This window comes from Pontiella sp. (assembly GCF_041622395.1).
Taxonomy (GTDB): domain Bacteria; phylum Verrucomicrobiota; class Kiritimatiellia; order Kiritimatiellales; family Pontiellaceae; genus Pontiella.
Map to the genome: position 1 here is coordinate 1 of NZ_JBFJYW010000052.1, position 15435 is coordinate 15435.

The window sequence follows — 15435 nt, forward strand, 5'->3', positions numbered from 1 at the left end:
AGAGGGATATGTGTATATATGAGCCTCTGTGTCTCAGTGCCCTCTGTGGTGAAAATACGAAGTTCTAGGTGATGCGCTGCGCAAGACGGTCATCGCCTCAAATCCGTGTTTCGGTTGCATGGAAAAGGGCCGGCTCGCCCGTGCGCGCCGGCCCCTGGGTTTTTCGGATGGTTCCGATCATCTGAATTTGATGCCGCACCCGATCGCCTTGGTTTCGCTCGTGGCGATTGGTTTTCCGGCCAGCAGGGCATCGAGCGCGTCCTTGAGCCAGATTTCGTCGCCGACCGAGCGTCCGCCTTCGCCGACGGCACCCTTGTAGACGAGTTTGTCGGCGGCATCGAACAGGAATACATCCGGGGTTTTCGTTGCGCCGAAATTACGGGCGACGTTGGAGGTGGCATCCTGGACATAGGGGAATCCATAGCCTTCCTTCTTGGCCATCGCCTTCATGTTTTCCAGCGTATCGCCCTTGGCGGACGGGTCGTTGGAGTTCACGAAAACCACTCCGAATCCTTTTTGGGAATAGGTGTTGCCCAGTTCGACCATGGTTTTTTGCCAGGCTTCGACGAAGGGGCATTGGTTGCAGGTGAAGATCACCAACGTGCCTTTTTCACCTTTCACCCCGGCCAAGGTTACCTCGCTTCCGTCGATGTTCTTCATTTTGACGTTGGCGTCGACCATTGCATCACCAATGCCCAGTCCGGCTTGCGCCGTCAGCGTGCCGGCCAGCAGCGCGCTTCCCATTATCGTTTTAATCTTCATGTTTGGTTTCCTTTCATTTGTTCAACAGGGTCTCGATCGTATCCGCATACTCGTCGTAGGTTCGTTTGCCTTCCCATTCCCTTACGATTTTTCCGTCCTGGAAAAAGAAGGAGGCCGGCAGTGCGCCGCCCCATTTGGGCGAGAGCGATTCGATAAACGCTTGGGTCAGCTCCGTCGTTATGAGGCTTCCTTGCGGACTGCCGTGTTCCGCCAGAAACGCTTCAACCGCCTCCTTGTCCGCCGGGGCGTCGGCCGAAACCAACACGACATCCATCGATTGGTAATGCTCCATGATCTTTACCAGCTCCGGAAACTCGGCGCGGCAGGGGTCGCACCAGGTGGCCCAGACGTGGACGAGGGTGAGCGGGGCTGTCGACTGGGCGATGCGCCGGCCGATCTCGCTCGGCGTTGCGGGTTGTGCGGCCGGCTTCGACGGCCCGCAGCCGCTCAGCAGCAGTGCCGCAAGCGCACTTCCAATCGTTGGGATGATACCGTATCTTTTCATCATTGCATTGCTCCCGCTTGACAGGGCGTACTCTAGTCGGCTTTTTTTAATGGAACAAGATCTAAATAACGAAAGGGGCCCATGAAAATTGCAACGTTCAACGCGAATTCGATCCGCTCGCGACTTCCGATCCTGCTGGACTGGCTGGCGGCGCATCAACCCGATGTGCTCGGGATCCAGGAAACCAAGTGCCAGGACGAGGATTTCCCGAAGGAAGCGATCAAGGCGGCGGGCTACCACGCGGTGTTCCGGGGCGAAAAGTCCTACAACGGCGTGGCGCTAATCTGCAAAAGCGAACCGACGGATGTGCGGTTCGGTTTCGACGACGGCGGGCCCGCCGATGAAACGCGGCTGATCCGGGCGATGGTGGACGGCGTGGCGGTGGTGAACACCTATGTCCCGCAGGGGAGGGCGATCGACCACGTGATGTACATGTACAAGCTCGGCTGGTATGCGCGGCTGAAGAAGCTCTTCGAAACCGAGTATTCCGCCGACCGGCCGCTGGCGTGGATCGGCGACATCAACATCGCGGTCGAGCCGATCGACGTCAACAATCCGGCGGGGAAGAAGAACGACCCCTGCTACCACGTCGATGCGCACAACGCCTTCCTCGAAGTCTGCTCATTTGGTTTCACCGATGTTTTCCGCAAGCACCATCCCGACGAGGAGATCTATTCCTTTTTCGACTACCGCGTCAAAAACGCCATCGAGCGCAACCTCGGCTGGCGCATCGATTATGTGCTCACCACCGATCCGCTGACGGCGAAATGCCGCTCGTGCGAGATCGACCTCGAACCGCGCAAAAAGGAAAAACCCTCCGACCACACCTTCATGATCGCCGAGTTCGGGGCGTGAATCGCCGCGCCTAGCGGGTTCGGTCCAGAACACTGGAAACCTTAAGCTTTCGGATGGTTTTCAACCACCCGCTTCGCTAGAGGTCGCAGAGACACAGAGGGGATATGTATATATGGGCCTCTGTGTCTCAGTGCCCTCTGTGGTGAAAATACGAAGTCTAGGTAATACGTTGCTCCAGGAATTCCTGGAGCAACCGATCGCGCTTGCCGTTGCGGAACGCCATCCCGCCGCCATGGATCCAAACGACCGGGGATTTTCCGATGGCTGGTTCGCGGCCGGGGATGGGCGGTTCCACGGCCTGATGGGGTTGCGCGGCGTGGTTTTTTTTAGCGAAGCGTTGGTTTCGTTCCTGCTATGGTGCGGCCATGGAAATGATTCAGGAAAGCATCACCTCGCTAGGGACATACGCGCCGTATGCCTGTCTAGCGCTGTTTCTGTTGGCCAGCCTGCTGGTGGTTTGGCGGCTGGAGGTGCTGTCGGGTGCCGGGGTGGAGGGGACCGTGCTCGGCACCATTTTCATGCCGTACTGTTCGGGCATGGGCAACATCGTCTTTGCGGTCGTGCTGGCGCGCAAGGGCGGCGACGGCAGCGACGTGCTCGTCAACTGCCTGTTCAACAACGTGACCAATCTCACGCTGCTCATCGGCCTGCCCGTCCTGATCTGGAGCATGGCCAGCATCCCGCGCAAGAAAAACAAGGCTGTTATCGTCGAGCATAAGATGGGGCGTTTGTCGCTCGCGCTCAATCTGGTGGCGGCGCTCTTCTTTTCGCTGATCGTTTGGTTGCTGGCGGCCGACGGCACGCTCGCGCGCTTCGACGGGTTCGTCCTGCTCGCGCTGTTCGTTTTCTGGCAATGCTTCCACGTCTACGACGTCAAGAAAACCAACCTGCTGAAAAAGAAAAGCTTTCCCGCCACGCTGCCGCTGGAAGTCGCGTTGTTGCTGGTGGGGGCGTTCGGGGTTTTCGTCAGTACGGATTGGTTGGTGCAGTGGTTCCTGTCCCTCGACAGTGCGCTGGTGCCCGCCCGCGTGCTGGGCTGGGCGAGCGGGGTGCTGATGGTGCTTCCCAACGCGTTGCTGGCGTTCTACTACGGCGCGAAAGACCGCATGGATGTCGTCTACACCTCGCAGTCGGGCGACGCCCATATCTGCATTCCGCTGTGCATCGGGATCTTTGCCGCCTTCCGCGAAATCCCGACCTCGGCCTTTCTTCAACAGGCGCTGCTGATCTTGATGGGGCTTTGCGCGGCGCACCTGCTGTTCGTCGTGATGCTCGGCCGCCTGCCGCGCATCTTCGCCGCCGCCTTCCTGGCCGCCTTCGGCTATTTCCTGTGGGCGGGACTGGCTTAGACTTCGACGACAAAGGGCCGGCACTGGGCGGCGAGTTGCGAGCTGACGCGCACGAGCAGTTCGGCGGTCGGCCCGTCGTATTGCTGTTCGAGGATCGATGCGTTCTTCATCAAGGTCGACAACAGCTTGCCTTCGCTCAGCGGGATCGAAAGTTTCAGCTCAACCTTGCGGCCCTTGAGGCAGTCGGCCAGTTCGTCGAACAGCAGATCGATGTTTTCCCCCTCGCGCGCCGAGACGGCGACCGATTTCGGGAATTGGCGGCAGAGCCGCTTGGCGGCGCTGCGCCCCTTTTCGACGTCGATCTTATTGAAGACATAGAGCATCGGCTTGTCGAGCGCGCCGATTTCGTCGAGCACCTTCTGTACGGCTTCGATCTGGAGATCGACCTGCGGGTGCGAGGCGTCGATCACATGGACGAGCAGGTCGGCCTCGACCACCTCTTCGAGCGTTGCCTTGAACGAATCGACCAGATGGTGGGGGAGCTTTTGGATGAAGCCCACCGTGTCGGTCATCAGCATCGGCTCGTGGTTCGGCAGTTCCACTTGGCGGGTGGTGGGGTCGAGCGTGGCGAAGAGCTGGTCTTCGGCAAAGATCTCCGCGCCGGACAAGCGGTTGAGCAGCGTCGATTTGCCGGCATTGGTGTAGCCGACGATCGAGACCAGCGCCCAGCCGTGGCGCTTACGGCCGCGGCGCTGTTCGTTCCGGCGGGTGCGGACCAGTTCGAGATCGCGCTTGAGCGTGCGAATCAGGTCCTGCAAGCGTCGGCGGTCCATTTCCAGCTGGGTTTCGCCGGGGCCGCGCAGGCCGATGCCGCCCTTCTGGCGTTCCAGATGGGTCCACATGTTGCGCAGGCGCGGCAAGAGGTACTGGTGCTGGGCCAGCTCCACCTGGAGGCAACCCTCCTTCGTCTGGGCGCGCTGGGCAAAGATGTCGAGAATCAGCTGCGTTCGATCCAGCACCCGGATCTCGAAAACATTCTGCAGGTTGCGGCCCTGGGCCGGGGTGAGGTCGTCGTCGAACACCACCATCGAAACCCGGTTTTCCTTGATCCAGTCGGCGATCTCCGCCGCCTTGCCCGTGCCGATGTAATGGCCGGCCTTGATCTTCTGCTGGCGCACCAAAAAGCGCCCGGCCACGACGGCGCCCGCGCTTTCCGCGAGCTGCGCGAGCTCGTCCATCGTATCCTTGACCTTCCACTCCTCTTCGCCGCGCAATACCACGCCGATCAGGAGGACGGTTTCAACTTCGGTGTTCTGGTTTTCTAGTAGTTCTGACATAGGCGCCTATTTAAACCACTAACCCCCCTGATTGGCACTCATTATTCGCGACGATTCGTGGAGCAAGAGGCCCCGCGGATTCGGGTAGGGCCTGCAAGCCGATCTTGCGGTTTCGGGGTTCAGAGCCGAACGGGGGTCGGGCCGGTTTTTTTCCAGGCTTGGGAAACGGCCCCGGCAAGTTGTTCGAGGGTGGGGTAATCCGCGGTGTCGATCCACTCGACGTTGAGCTGGTTGCGGAACCAGGTCATTTGGCGTTTGGCGAGCTGCCGGGTGCGGATGATGGTTTTTTCCTTCGCCTGTTCGAGGGTCAGCCGGTGGTTGAGAACGGCGAAGGCTTCGGCGTAGCCGATGGCCTGCAGCGCGGTTTGCGAAAGGTCGAGCCCGATCAGCTCGCGCGCTTCGTCGAGCAGCCCGTCGGCATACATTTGCTCGACGCGTTTTTCGATGCGTTGCAGCAGGATTTCGCGTTCGACGCGCAGGCCAACGATGGCCGGTTTGGGTTTGCTGTTCCAGGATCCTTTATGGCGCAGGCTGGCGGCCTGCGCCGGGCCATAAACCTTTTCCAGAATCCGGACGAGTCGGCGCGGGTTGCGTTGGTCGTCCTCGGTCAGTGCTTCATATAAGCCGGAGGCTTCCTGCTTCGCGCGTCGTTCCAGCGTTTCGAAGTCGAGGGCCTCGAGCTCGGCCCGAAGTGCGCCGTTCTCCGGGGCCACGTCGTCGAAGCCTTCGGTGAGACATTTGACGTAGAGCCCGGTGCCGCCGGCCACGATGATGTCGCGCCCGGATTCGAAGGCGGGACGGACCGCGTCGAGGTAGGCGGCAACGTTGAATTTTTCGGTGGGCTCGGCGAGGTCGAATCCGGTGTAGTCGGCTTTCTCGCGCTCGGCGATGGTCGGCTTGGCGGTTCCGATGTCCATGCCGCGGTAGAGGTTCATCGAGTCGGCGGAGACGATCAGTTGCCCTTCGCGCTCGGCGATGTATTGGGCCACCGAACTTTTTCCCGAGGCGGTCGGGCCGACGATGAAATGTACAGAACCGTTCATGCGGTTTTTCTTACAACAATTTCGGACAAAACGATTCCTCGCGATGAATGCAAAAAACTATTTTGTCGAATCTGGAGTTTCCTCTTTTTGGAGGAGGTTGAGGATAATGTAGAGGCCGACGGCGATGCAAATGGCGGAGTCGGCGACGTTGAAGGAGGGGTAGTGGTAGGCACCGAACTCGAAATCGAGAAAATCGGTCACCCAGCCGAAGCGGACGCGGTCGATCAGGTTGCCGGCGATGCCGCCTATCATCAGGCCGAAGAGGATGTGGTGCAAGCGGTCTTCCTGCAGGAAGTGGCGGCGGTAGAGGCCGAGCGCAACGAGCACCACGGCGGAAATCAGAATGAGGATCACGCTGTGGCCGCTGAGGATGTTCCACGCCGCGCCATCATTGCGCACATAGACCAGATTGAAGAAGCCTTCGATGACCGGGTGCGAGTCGCCGTAGACGAAGTTTGCCCGCACCGCCTGCTTGGTAAGCTGGTCGAAGAAGAGAACGAAGATGCCTATGGCCAATGCGAGCATGGATGAACTCCTAAATCCTCAAAGCGAAACGCAAAACGAATTCAACCCGGCCACGTACGAAACTCAAACCTGTTGCGTTTTTCGCCATGTGCCCTTTGCTGAAGTCGCGCGTGTTGCGCGGGGTGGGATTGGGTGCCTTGCAGGCGGCCGGGCCGCTTGGGCTACATGCCGTGCATGGTGGCGCCGAACGGACGGAAGGACTTCGGCATGCCTTTTTCGATTTCGGACTGCGCCTTGATCGAGTAGCGGACGTAGGGCAGGGCTTCGAGGCGCTCGATATTGATCGGCTCTTCGGTCATCTCGCAGATGCCGTAGGTGCCTCGTTCGATGCGGCGAATCGCTTCGTCGATTTCGAAGAGCACGTCCTGTTCGTTCGAAAGCTGGTTGAGGGCGAACTCGCGGTCGAAGGTGTCGGTGCCCTGGTCGGAAAGCGACGGGTCGCGGTCGTTCTGGCTGAGCGAGTCGCGGTTGATGGAGATGATTTCACCACTGACGCGTTCACGCAGTTCAAGCAGGCGGTCGAGCTGCACTTTCAGTTGCTTGGTGGTAAAATGTTTGTTTTTGCCAAGCTTGCCCGTGAGTGGTCCGCCGTTACTCATTGCCACCGGAGCAGCTTCGGGCTTGTCTGTCGCAGTCTTTTTTGCTGTTTTTTTAGTAGCCATTTCAGAGGTTTCTCCAGTCAAAATTCAGTTCCGAACCCAGATAAAGGGTTGGGTATTTATCATCTGCCCTATGCCCTGTCAACCTGCATATCCGACTAATGCTTGGCGGGGATAATGGACACCGTGCAGGCGTGTCCGTTCAAATCCAGTGCCGGGTATTTATCGCTCTCCAATGCGGCGATTTCGCAGGCAAGAGCTAACGTTTCGTTCTCGATGTAGGCTTGGTGGCTGGATACGGCCTTTTCGACCTCCTCGTCGGACGTGAGCTGGATCGTGATTCGCTGGGTGATTTCCAGATCCATTTCCTTCCGCAGGTTCTGTACCTTGTTGACGAATTCGCGGGCCAACCCCTCCGAGATGAGGCCGTCGTCGAGCTGGGTGTCGAGCCCGACCACCAGCGACCCTGCGGCACTCACCGCCATGCCCTCTTTCGGAATCCGGACGATTTCGATGTCGGAGCCGGTCAGTTCGATGGTCTGTCCGTCCATTTCGACGGCGACGGCCGAGCCGCCGCCAAGGGCCGCGATCTGTTCGTCGGTCAGGCTATTGATCAGCGGGACGGCCTTTTTCATCAGCGGGCCGAGCTTGGGGCCGAGCTGCTTGAAGTTGGGTTTGGCCTGGATGGTGGCCAGCTTCGAAGAGTCGGTGCCGAAGGCCACCTCGCGCACGTTCAATTCGTCTGCGATCAGGCTTTCGAGTTCCTGGATGTTGGCGAGCAGTTGGTCGTCGTCGCACACCACATGCATCTTGGCGAGCGGCTGGCGGTTTTTGAGTTTGTATTCGGCCCGCAGCGTGCGGCCCTGTTCGACGGCGTTCATGACCAGCGCCATCTGGGCTTCGAGCACCTCGTCGCGCTTGGCATCGGCGGCGGTCGGGAAGTCGCAGAGGTGGACCGATTCCGGCATCTGGTCGGTCTTCAGGTTTTGGTAGATCGTTTCCGAGATGAACGGGGTGAACGGGGCGGCGATCTTGGCGAGGCCGAGCAGCACGTCGTAGAGGGTGGAGTAGGCCTGCACCTTGTCGGTGTCGTCCTCGGTCTTCCAGAAACGGCGGCGCGAGCGGCGGATATACCAGTTGGTCAGGTCTTCGATGAACTGCACGAACGGGCGGACCGAGGCTTGCAAGTCGTAGCCGTCCATGGCCTCGGAAACCTGCTGTTCGAGCCGCGCAAGCGAGCTTTGGATCCAGCGGTCCATCAGGTTGTCGCGTTCCGGCACGGACTGCGCCGGCGTCCAGCCGTCGATGTTGGCGTAGGTGATGAAGAAGCTGTAGGCGTTCCACCACGGCAAAATCAGATGGCGCAGCGCGTTCTTTACGCCGTCTTCCGACATGCGCAGCGACTCGGCGCGCACCACCGGGGAGTAGATCATGTAGAGGCGCAGCGCATCGGCGCCGTACGCGTTGATGACATGGATCGGATCGGGATAGTTCTTGAGGCGCTTGGACATTTTGAGCCCGTCTTCCGCCAGCACCATGCCGTTGACGACCACGTTCTTGAAGGCGGGTTTGTCGAACAGCGCGGTGGAGAGCACCATCAGCGTGTAGAACCAGCCGCGGGTCTGGTCGAGGCCTTCGGCGATGAAGTCGGCCGGGAAGTTGCCTTCGAAGTGTTCCTTGTTATCGAACGGGTAGTGGTTCTGGGCATAGGGCATCGAGCCGGATTCGAACCAGCAGTCGAGCACCTCCGGCGTGCGCTTGTAGGTCTTGCCATCCTTTTCGATGACGATTTCATCGACGTAATGCTTGTGCAGGTCGTCGACCTTCCGGCCCGAAAGTTCTTCGAGTTGCGCGATGGACGAGACGCAGATCATGTCGTCCTTGTCTTCGACGTTCACCCAAATTGGGATGCACGAGCCCCAGAAGCGGTTGCGGCTGATGTTCCAGTCCTTGGCGTCGGCCAGCCAGTTGGCGAAGCGCTTTTCGCCGACATAGTCCGGCGTCCAGTGGACGCCTTCGTTGTTCTTGAGCATGCGTTCGCGCAGGTCCTCCACCCGCACGTACCAGGCGTCGATCGCGCGGTAAATCAGCGGCGTGTCGGTGCGTTCGCAGAAGGGGTAGCTGTGCTGGATCGTGCTTTGGTGGATCAGTTTGCCGCCGTGCTTCAGCGCCTGGATGATCGCCTTGTCGGCATCCTTGCAGAACTGCCCGGCGTAGTCCTGCACGGCGGAGGTGAAGACGCAGTCGTCGTCGAGCGGATCGACCAGCGGGATGCCGGCTTCGCGGCAGATGCGGTAGTCGTCCTCGCCGTAGGCCGGGGCCATGTGCACGATGCCCGTGCCGTCCTCGGTCGAAACAAAGTCGTCGTTGAGCACTTGGAACGAATGCTCGTTGTCGGCGAAAAAGTCGAAGATCGGCTCGTATTTCAGCCCCCGGAGATCCGCGCCCTTGTAGGTTTTAAGGACTTCGTATTCCTCTTCCTTCTTGTAGTAGGCCGAGAGCCGCGCCTGCGCCAGCACGAACACCTCGTGCGTTTCCTTGTCCTTGATCGCAACATAGTCGATCGCCGGCCCGGCGCAGATGGCCAGGTTGGACGGCAGCGTCCAGGGGGTGGTGGTCCAGATCAGCGCCGAGGCGTTTTCGAACTCGAAATCGAGCAGGCGGACGCGCACCGTGATGGCCGGGTCTTGCACGTCCTGGTAGTTGCGCCCCGCCTCGAAGTTGGAGAGCGGCGTGTTGAGCTTCCAGCTGTAGGGCATGATGCGGTGCGCCTTGTAGACGCGGCCCTGCTCCCACAGTTGCGAGAAAACCCACCAGATGGTCTCCATGAACGGCGTGTCCATGGTTTTGTAGTCGTTCTCGAAATCGACCCAGCGGCCCATGCGGGTGACGGTTTTTTCCCATTCCTCCACGTATTTGGTGACCATCGAGCGGCACTGCTCGTTGAACAGGCCAACGCCCGCTTCTTTAATGGCGGGCGCGCCCGCGAGGCCGAGCGCCTCCTGCGCCAGCGCCTCGATCGGCAACCCGTGGCAGTCCCAGCCGAAGCGCCGCGAAACATAATGCCCGCGCATCGCCTGGTAGCGCGGGATGATGTCCTTGATGGTGCCGGCCAGCAAATGGCCGTAGTGCGGCAACCCGGTTGCAAACGGAGGTCCGTCGTAAAAAACGAATTCCTTGCTGTTTTTACGGATTTCCAGCGATTTCTTGAAGGTGTCCTGCTTCCTCCAGAGCTGGATAATCTCTTCTTCCATCTGCGGGAAGCTGACTTTGCTCGGAATCTCTTTAAACATGGCTGCCTTTCTGATGCATGACGATTGAGGCGTGATGGTTGGTGGGTTCAACTCGTCACCGCTCACGTTTCACTCTTCACGCTTCACGTTTCACTCTTCACGTTTCACGCTTCACTCTTCACGTTTCACGTTTCACTCTTCACGCTTCACGTTTCACGCTTCACGCTTCACGCTTCACGTTTCGAAAAGCGCAGAACATAGCGACTGCCTCCGGGGTTGACAAGTAGGCAGGCGTTCCAATTTTCCGCGCAACGCGATCGCGCACGCGCAGAAAGTCCGCAAATTCCGTTACCATTTTGTAACCGAAATGGATTGATCAAGGCGGGCCGGAGAGGTAGCTTCTATTATCTTTTTACAGGAAGATTTTTAGCAACTATCGAGGGGATAACACATGAAGAAGCTTATTTTAACCTTGGCCGTCGCGTTGGTAGCGGGCGGCGTGCTTGGTCAATCCGAACCAATCGTGACCGCCGGCGGCACTACGGTGTCCAAGGGGAATACCCTTTATCGCCTGGGGCGCGGCGGAACCGTGCAACGGTATGCGCAGGCGGGAAGCTCCCAGTTCTACGATGGCGGAAACATTTGGCTCCGCGACGATTCCTGGGCGTTCAACTCGACGTTGAACGACGGGGAAACCGACATCCAGCGCGGAAATGAAGATGTGGTCGAGTGGTGGATCAACAACGTGATCACGGCCGGTCGTATCTTCGAAATGTCTACCCACAACAACGGAACATTGTACTACATGGAAGACGAAACCTACGTCTATAGTTTCGACGACCCCGAGGTCTCGAGCTTGACGGGTAATTCTTCCGGGCGCAGCAACAGTCGCCAGCGCGTGGCCGACAACGCCGTCACGATCAAGAACACGCGCTCCAATACCGGGCTCAACGCGACTACCGGCGCGGTCCTTGCCGACGTGCAGGGATCGTGGCATTTCTACGAAGGCAACTATTGGGGTGGCACGGGCTATGGCGGCCTCGTCATGCGGCGTGCCGGACATCTCTACTGTTATGGCACCTCGTTCGTGGCCGGGGATGAGACGGGTACAGGCAACGCCGCAAACGGAGCAAGCATCTACCAGAATTGGGGCGATATCCATATCAGCAACCGTACCGATGTTGCCACCGACCGCTTCCAGGCGGCGACTTACACCTCGTCGGGAACCATTACCCGCGGCGGCGATTACAATGGATCGGCAAGCTACATCGGTGGAAACGCGCTGACTGTTGAGGGAAGCGTTCCGGAAATCCGCCAAAACAACGTATACATTTCCGGCGGCGACTTCTATGCGAGTCAGGAGGCCGACAACGTCACGCGCTCGGTTTATTACAACGCGTTCGATACCTACGGAGCCACGGTCGATACCCGGGGGGGGACCGGCGCCCAGATCATCGACGTCACGGGGTCCGTCAACATTGGGGGCGGAAACTATATCGGCGGTCCCGCCGCCAGCATCACGATCGGCGGGGCTTATGCTTATGGGGTTTCCCAAGGCGGCGGCGGAATCGGCATCTACACCAGCGGAACCGTATCCATCAGCAACTCCACCTTCACCGCCGGCAAAAGTGCGTCGACGTACACCATTGCCCAAGGGCTATGGGATCCGGAAACCCAGACCCAGCTGACCGCCATCGATGATTTCAGCTCGGCCTATGCCGCTGGCGGATCGGGAATCTATCTCTACGGCAATGGGGCGGCTACCATCAGCGATGTAAAAGCCGATGCAACGGCGGGATCGGTTGCCAGCGTGAGCGCCTCCAACGGCACCGCCATTGCCAACGGCGGCTATGGCTTGTATGCATACAACAACACGGTCACCATCAACAGCGGCACCTTCAACGGCGGTAAGGGAGGCATTGTTAAGACCAGTGGCTATGGCGAGGCCTATGGCGGAGCCGGGGTATTGGCTTCGGGCGGAACCCTCACCATCAATGGCGGCACGTTCACCGGCGGCGCCGGCGGCACGGTCAATGGCGTAACCCAAATCGGCGATGTCGGCGTGTGGGTCAAGAATACCGCCACGACGATTAGCGAGGCTTCGGCTTCCGATCCGACCGTGATCAACGGCCATTTGGTCGTCAACAACCAGACCGGGAACACCAAGGCCCTCAAGCTGCTTGGCGGCTCGATCGGCGGCGACATCTATTCGATCGGCTCCGGCACGACGACCCTGTCCGTTTCCACCAATGCGACCTACAGCGGGGCCTTCATCCAGCAAGCCGGTACCATGAACGTGGTCCTAAGCAACGAGCAGGAAGCGAAGTTCTTCACCGATGTCTATGTCGAAGAGGGCAGCCTGAACTTCCAAAGCCAGCGGGTGGTCACGAAGGAAGGATCAAGCTTTGTTCTCGATGACGCCACCCTGAACTTCCAGCAGGGGGCCATTCTTTCCAAAGGAACGACCATCGATGCCGGGTACGGTACGGTCAAGGTGGGAACAACCACAGCCCATTCGCTGGACGTGGGGCAGAATTCCGTGGTCATGACGCAATATGATTCCCGGACCGGGGATCAGGGGTTGCTGGATGTTGCCGGCACGCTGTACCTGACCAACCAAAACTCCTTTGTGGCCCTTGGCGGCGTGGCCTCCAAGCCGAATGGATACGTCGATGTGGTGAAGGTGCCGACCGTGGTCACCAACGGAACCCTCGACTCCCACGTGAAAACCGATCTAGGTTGGCTCACCAAGAAGGGGGCTACCGAGCTCGTTGGTGGATATGTCCGGGCCAACTACCAATATAAGTCGCTGACCGAAAGCGAACTGCTCATGGATATCGACAACGACTTGCTGACGGAAGTCGATGCCATGATCTCGGATACCAACGTGACCAGCGAAACCCAGTTCTACAATCTCAACTCCGGCGGCGAAGCCCGCGGCGAAAAGATTTTCCGCTACTCGCTCACGCAGCTCCCCGATGCGCCGGAAGCAACGTTCCAGTTGGGCCAGCAGGTGAACCAGCAACTCTCCGCTCGCGGATCCGAGTTCCGGACCATGAACGGTTTTGCATCGAACACCCCCCAATTCGATAGCGCGTTCCAGCCGCAAGGCGCCGCCGGACCAGTCAACAAATCCGACGAGGAGCGCACCTTGCAGGGCTGGGTGCGTGCCTACGGCTCCTTTGGCGACCGCAATGCGACCGGAAAGTTCTCTGCCTACGACATGGGGTCCTGGGGCTCGGTGATCGGGGTCGACAAAAACTTCGGCAACCTTTTGGTGGGGTTGGCGGGCGGGTTTGCCCGCACCGACATCGATGCCGGCGACTCCTACGATGCCAGCATTGAAAGCTACCATGGTTCCATCTATGCCACCGTCGGCGGCGAGCGGGTTTTCGTCGACTTGGCCGGAACCTACGCCTGGGCCGAAACCGAGGAGCAGAGTATCGCGATCGATAAAAGCAAGTTCGACTCGGATATTTACAGTGCCTACATCGGAACGGGCATCCGGTTCGATCTCAAGGAAACGGTTTCCATTACACCGGAGGCATCCTTCCTGGCTTCATTCTACAATCAGGAGTCTTTCGACCGCCAGAGCAGCGTCATGAATACCCAGGAGATCAGCGATTACAGCACGGAATCCTATCTCGGATCGCTTGGGGTTAGCATTGCCACCATCCATCAGCTGGATTGGCTGAATCAGGGCGTTGCTTTCATTCCCGAGCTTCGGGGGCATTGGTTGCATGAGTTCAATGCCGATCAGGATGACTTCTCCTACCAGACCCAAGTTTCCGATGGCTCCTACAAGACCTACTCGTTCGGAGTGCGTGCCCGCGAAGAAGACCTCTTCCTCCTCGGTTGCGGGTTCGATATCTGGAGCTGGAAACACCAGAACTCGAAGTTTGAAATCGACTACGATGGCGTGTATTCGAGCGATTACCACGAGCATATCTTCAGTGGCAAGGTAACCTACCGTTTCTAAACGCAGGGATCCTTAGGGAAAACCCGCACTCCACGAGCGCGGGTTTTTTTGTGAAGAGATGAGCGCAAAGCAAGTCCCATTGTCAAGTTGCCTTAAATGGAGAAAAACGATGAAAGAGAACCTGTTTAACCGAAAATCAATTGCCGGCGGGGCTGTTGCGGCCGTCCTGGCCTGCTGTCTAGTTGTGTTGGCCGGATGCGGCGGCGACGATGACGACGGGGCCGTGGAGACCAACTACAAATCGTGGAACTTTTCTTTCACGGGCGAAAATGCCGGGCCGAATGGCGGAGAGCTCCATCTCATCCTTCCTTGGAGCGACACCTCCGACATCGATTCGATCGATGTAACCGTCAATAAGTACAGCATCCAAACCGTGCGCAATGGCGATTCGCTCGACATCGACATGGAGTGGGACGATGAGAAGTTGGCTATTGACGGTGCCTCCATTGGGCCGACCAGCGTGGACGGCGAGTATTCCTGGAAAGTTTCAACGAACGATGCCACAACCGGAAGCTTTTCGCTTTACCGGGCATTTTAGACCGACCTTGTTCGCCCAATGAATGAAGCGCTCCCGCCGTGCGGCGGAGAGCGCTTTTTGTTTGCCCGGAAAAGCCGGGAAACCTGCCGCATATAAGAGGCGGCGTTGCCGAACCAATGATTCGTAGAACGGTTCCCGGGAAGAGAAGCAGGGACGCACCGTCCGTCTTGTGCTCGTCGATTTCTGGCGGGGGCGTTCCTGCCGTGGAGCAACGCCCGGCGAAACATTGGACGGAATCTATTGCCATGGCGGAGCAACCTATTATGATCTTCAACGATGAAACCAATCGACATTTTATACTTGCTCTGCTGTGTTGGATATTTATTTCTTACACGACTGTGCTACGTGCAGTGCGGTGCAGAGGTCATGTTGCCCTCGTTGGTTCTCATTGCACTGGCGGCCTTGCTATACGGAACCACGGGCGGTTTGTTGGCCATTCTCGCCCTGCTTCCCCATAGCTACTTCGTGTGCGAGTGGCTCCGCAGTGCGGAAATCAGCTGGCCCGAATACGGCTACCGGCTGATATTTATATTCATTGGCGTATGCCTTACCTATTTCACGAGCTACATTCATTCCCTGCACGCGCAAGCGAAACGCTTGAATTCCGCGATGGATCATCGCGTGGCCGAGTTAACGAGTGAGCTTGGTGCCTTGACCGCCCTGCTGATTGAACGGGACGAGGAGCTGCGGGTCAAGCTGGGACAGGACATCCATGATGGCTTGGGGCAATATCTGACCGGGTTGTCGCTTTATAGTAGTTCGTTGGAAAG

11 protein-coding genes and 1 pseudogene are annotated in these 15435 nt (G+C 58.7%); 5 read left to right on the plus strand and 7 right to left on the minus strand.

The genetic code is table 11. The features are described 5' to 3' along the window. Positions 1–177: 177 nt before the first annotated feature. Positions 178–762: a thioredoxin family protein gene (locus ABYO54_RS04745; protein WP_372807095.1), complete on the minus strand. Its 585-nt coding sequence runs from the start codon at positions 760–762 to the stop codon at positions 178–180. A 13-nt stretch (positions 763–775) separates the two neighbouring features. Beyond that, positions 776–1270, minus strand: coding sequence for a TlpA family protein disulfide reductase (locus tag ABYO54_RS04750; RefSeq protein ID WP_372807096.1), 495 nt, complete (start codon positions 1268–1270; stop codon positions 776–778). 78 nt (positions 1271–1348) lie between these two features. Here ABYO54_RS04750 and xth point away from each other — a divergent pair, with 78 nt between their 5' ends. Beyond that, a complete protein-coding gene (xth, locus tag ABYO54_RS04755) occupies positions 1349–2122 on the plus strand; it encodes an exodeoxyribonuclease III (protein WP_372807097.1) in 774 nt (257 codons plus the stop codon). A 365-nt stretch (positions 2123–2487) separates the two neighbouring features. Next, entirely contained in the window at positions 2488–3471 is a 984-nt protein-coding gene (locus ABYO54_RS04760) for a sodium:calcium symporter (RefSeq protein WP_372807098.1), read from the plus strand. On the opposite strand, the gene hflX is transcribed toward ABYO54_RS04760, so the two are convergent. The 5 genes from hflX to ileS all read right to left on the minus strand — a co-directional run bounded on the left by hflX (position 3468) and on the right by ileS (position 10208). Then, on the minus strand, positions 3468–4748 hold the full coding sequence (hflX, locus tag ABYO54_RS04765) for a GTPase HflX (RefSeq protein ID WP_372807099.1): 1281 nt from the start codon (positions 4746–4748) through the stop codon (positions 3468–3470). The two genes, ABYO54_RS04760 and hflX, sit on opposite strands and share 4 nt — an antisense overlap. A gap of 119 nt (positions 4749–4867) precedes the next feature. Next, on the minus strand, positions 4868–5791 hold the full coding sequence (gene miaA / locus ABYO54_RS04770; RefSeq protein WP_372807100.1) for a tRNA (adenosine(37)-N6)-dimethylallyltransferase MiaA: 924 nt from the start codon (positions 5789–5791) through the stop codon (positions 4868–4870). Between the two features lie 57 nt (positions 5792–5848). Continuing rightward, the gene (lspA, locus tag ABYO54_RS04775) at positions 5849–6316 is read right to left on the minus strand and encodes a signal peptidase II (protein ID WP_372807101.1); all 468 of its coding nucleotides are present in this window, start codon (positions 6314–6316) and stop codon (positions 5849–5851) included. A 161-nt stretch (positions 6317–6477) separates the two neighbouring features. After that, the gene (locus tag ABYO54_RS04780; RefSeq protein WP_372807102.1) at positions 6478–6915 is read right to left on the minus strand and encodes a TraR/DksA family transcriptional regulator; all 438 of its coding nucleotides are present in this window, start codon (positions 6913–6915) and stop codon (positions 6478–6480) included. A gap of 158 nt (positions 6916–7073) precedes the next feature. After that, positions 7074–10208: an isoleucine--tRNA ligase gene (gene ileS, locus ABYO54_RS04785; protein ID WP_372807103.1), complete on the minus strand. Its 3135-nt coding sequence runs from the start codon at positions 10206–10208 to the stop codon at positions 7074–7076. 391 nt (positions 10209–10599) lie between these two features. Here ileS and ABYO54_RS04790 point away from each other — a divergent pair, with 391 nt between their 5' ends. The 3 genes and pseudogenes from ABYO54_RS04790 to ABYO54_RS04800 all read left to right on the plus strand — a co-directional run. After that, a complete protein-coding gene (locus tag ABYO54_RS04790) occupies positions 10600–14127 on the plus strand; it encodes an autotransporter domain-containing protein (protein WP_372807104.1) in 3528 nt (1175 codons plus the stop codon). A gap of 109 nt (positions 14128–14236) precedes the next feature. Continuing rightward, the gene (locus ABYO54_RS04795) at positions 14237–14665 is read left to right on the plus strand and encodes a hypothetical protein (RefSeq protein ID WP_372807105.1); all 429 of its coding nucleotides are present in this window, start codon (positions 14237–14239) and stop codon (positions 14663–14665) included. 276 nt (positions 14666–14941) lie between these two features. Next, a pseudogene (locus ABYO54_RS04800) lies at positions 14942–15435 on the plus strand (hypothetical protein); the annotation flags it as partial.

What these genes read in the sequence shown, in the direction of transcription:
- ABYO54_RS04760 (WP_372807098.1), top strand. Translation starts at nt 2,488, where the DNA reads ATGGAAATGATTCAGGAAAGCATCACCTCGCTAGGGACATACGCGCCG.
- hflX (WP_372807099.1), bottom strand. Translation starts at nt 4,748, where the DNA reads ATGTCAGAACTACTAGAAAACCAGAACACCGAAGTTGAAACCGTCCTC.
- ABYO54_RS04750 (WP_372807096.1), bottom strand. Translation starts at nt 1,270, where the DNA reads ATGATGAAAAGATACGGTATCATCCCAACGATTGGAAGTGCGCTTGCG.
- xth (WP_372807097.1), top strand. Translation starts at nt 1,349, where the DNA reads ATGAAAATTGCAACGTTCAACGCGAATTCGATCCGCTCGCGACTTCCG.
- ABYO54_RS04780 (WP_372807102.1), bottom strand. Translation starts at nt 6,915, where the DNA reads ATGAGTAACGGCGGACCACTCACGGGCAAGCTTGGCAAAAACAAACAT.
- lspA (WP_372807101.1), bottom strand. Translation starts at nt 6,316, where the DNA reads ATGCTCGCATTGGCCATAGGCATCTTCGTTCTCTTCTTCGACCAGCTT.
- ABYO54_RS04745 (WP_372807095.1), bottom strand. Translation starts at nt 762, where the DNA reads ATGAAGATTAAAACGATAATGGGAAGCGCGCTGCTGGCCGGCACGCTG.
- ileS (WP_372807103.1), bottom strand. Translation starts at nt 10,208, where the DNA reads ATGTTTAAAGAGATTCCGAGCAAAGTCAGCTTCCCGCAGATGGAAGAA.
- ABYO54_RS04795 (WP_372807105.1), top strand. Translation starts at nt 14,237, where the DNA reads ATGAAAGAGAACCTGTTTAACCGAAAATCAATTGCCGGCGGGGCTGTT.
- ABYO54_RS04790 (WP_372807104.1), top strand. Translation starts at nt 10,600, where the DNA reads ATGAAGAAGCTTATTTTAACCTTGGCCGTCGCGTTGGTAGCGGGCGGC.
- miaA (WP_372807100.1), bottom strand. Translation starts at nt 5,791, where the DNA reads ATGAACGGTTCTGTACATTTCATCGTCGGCCCGACCGCCTCGGGAAAA.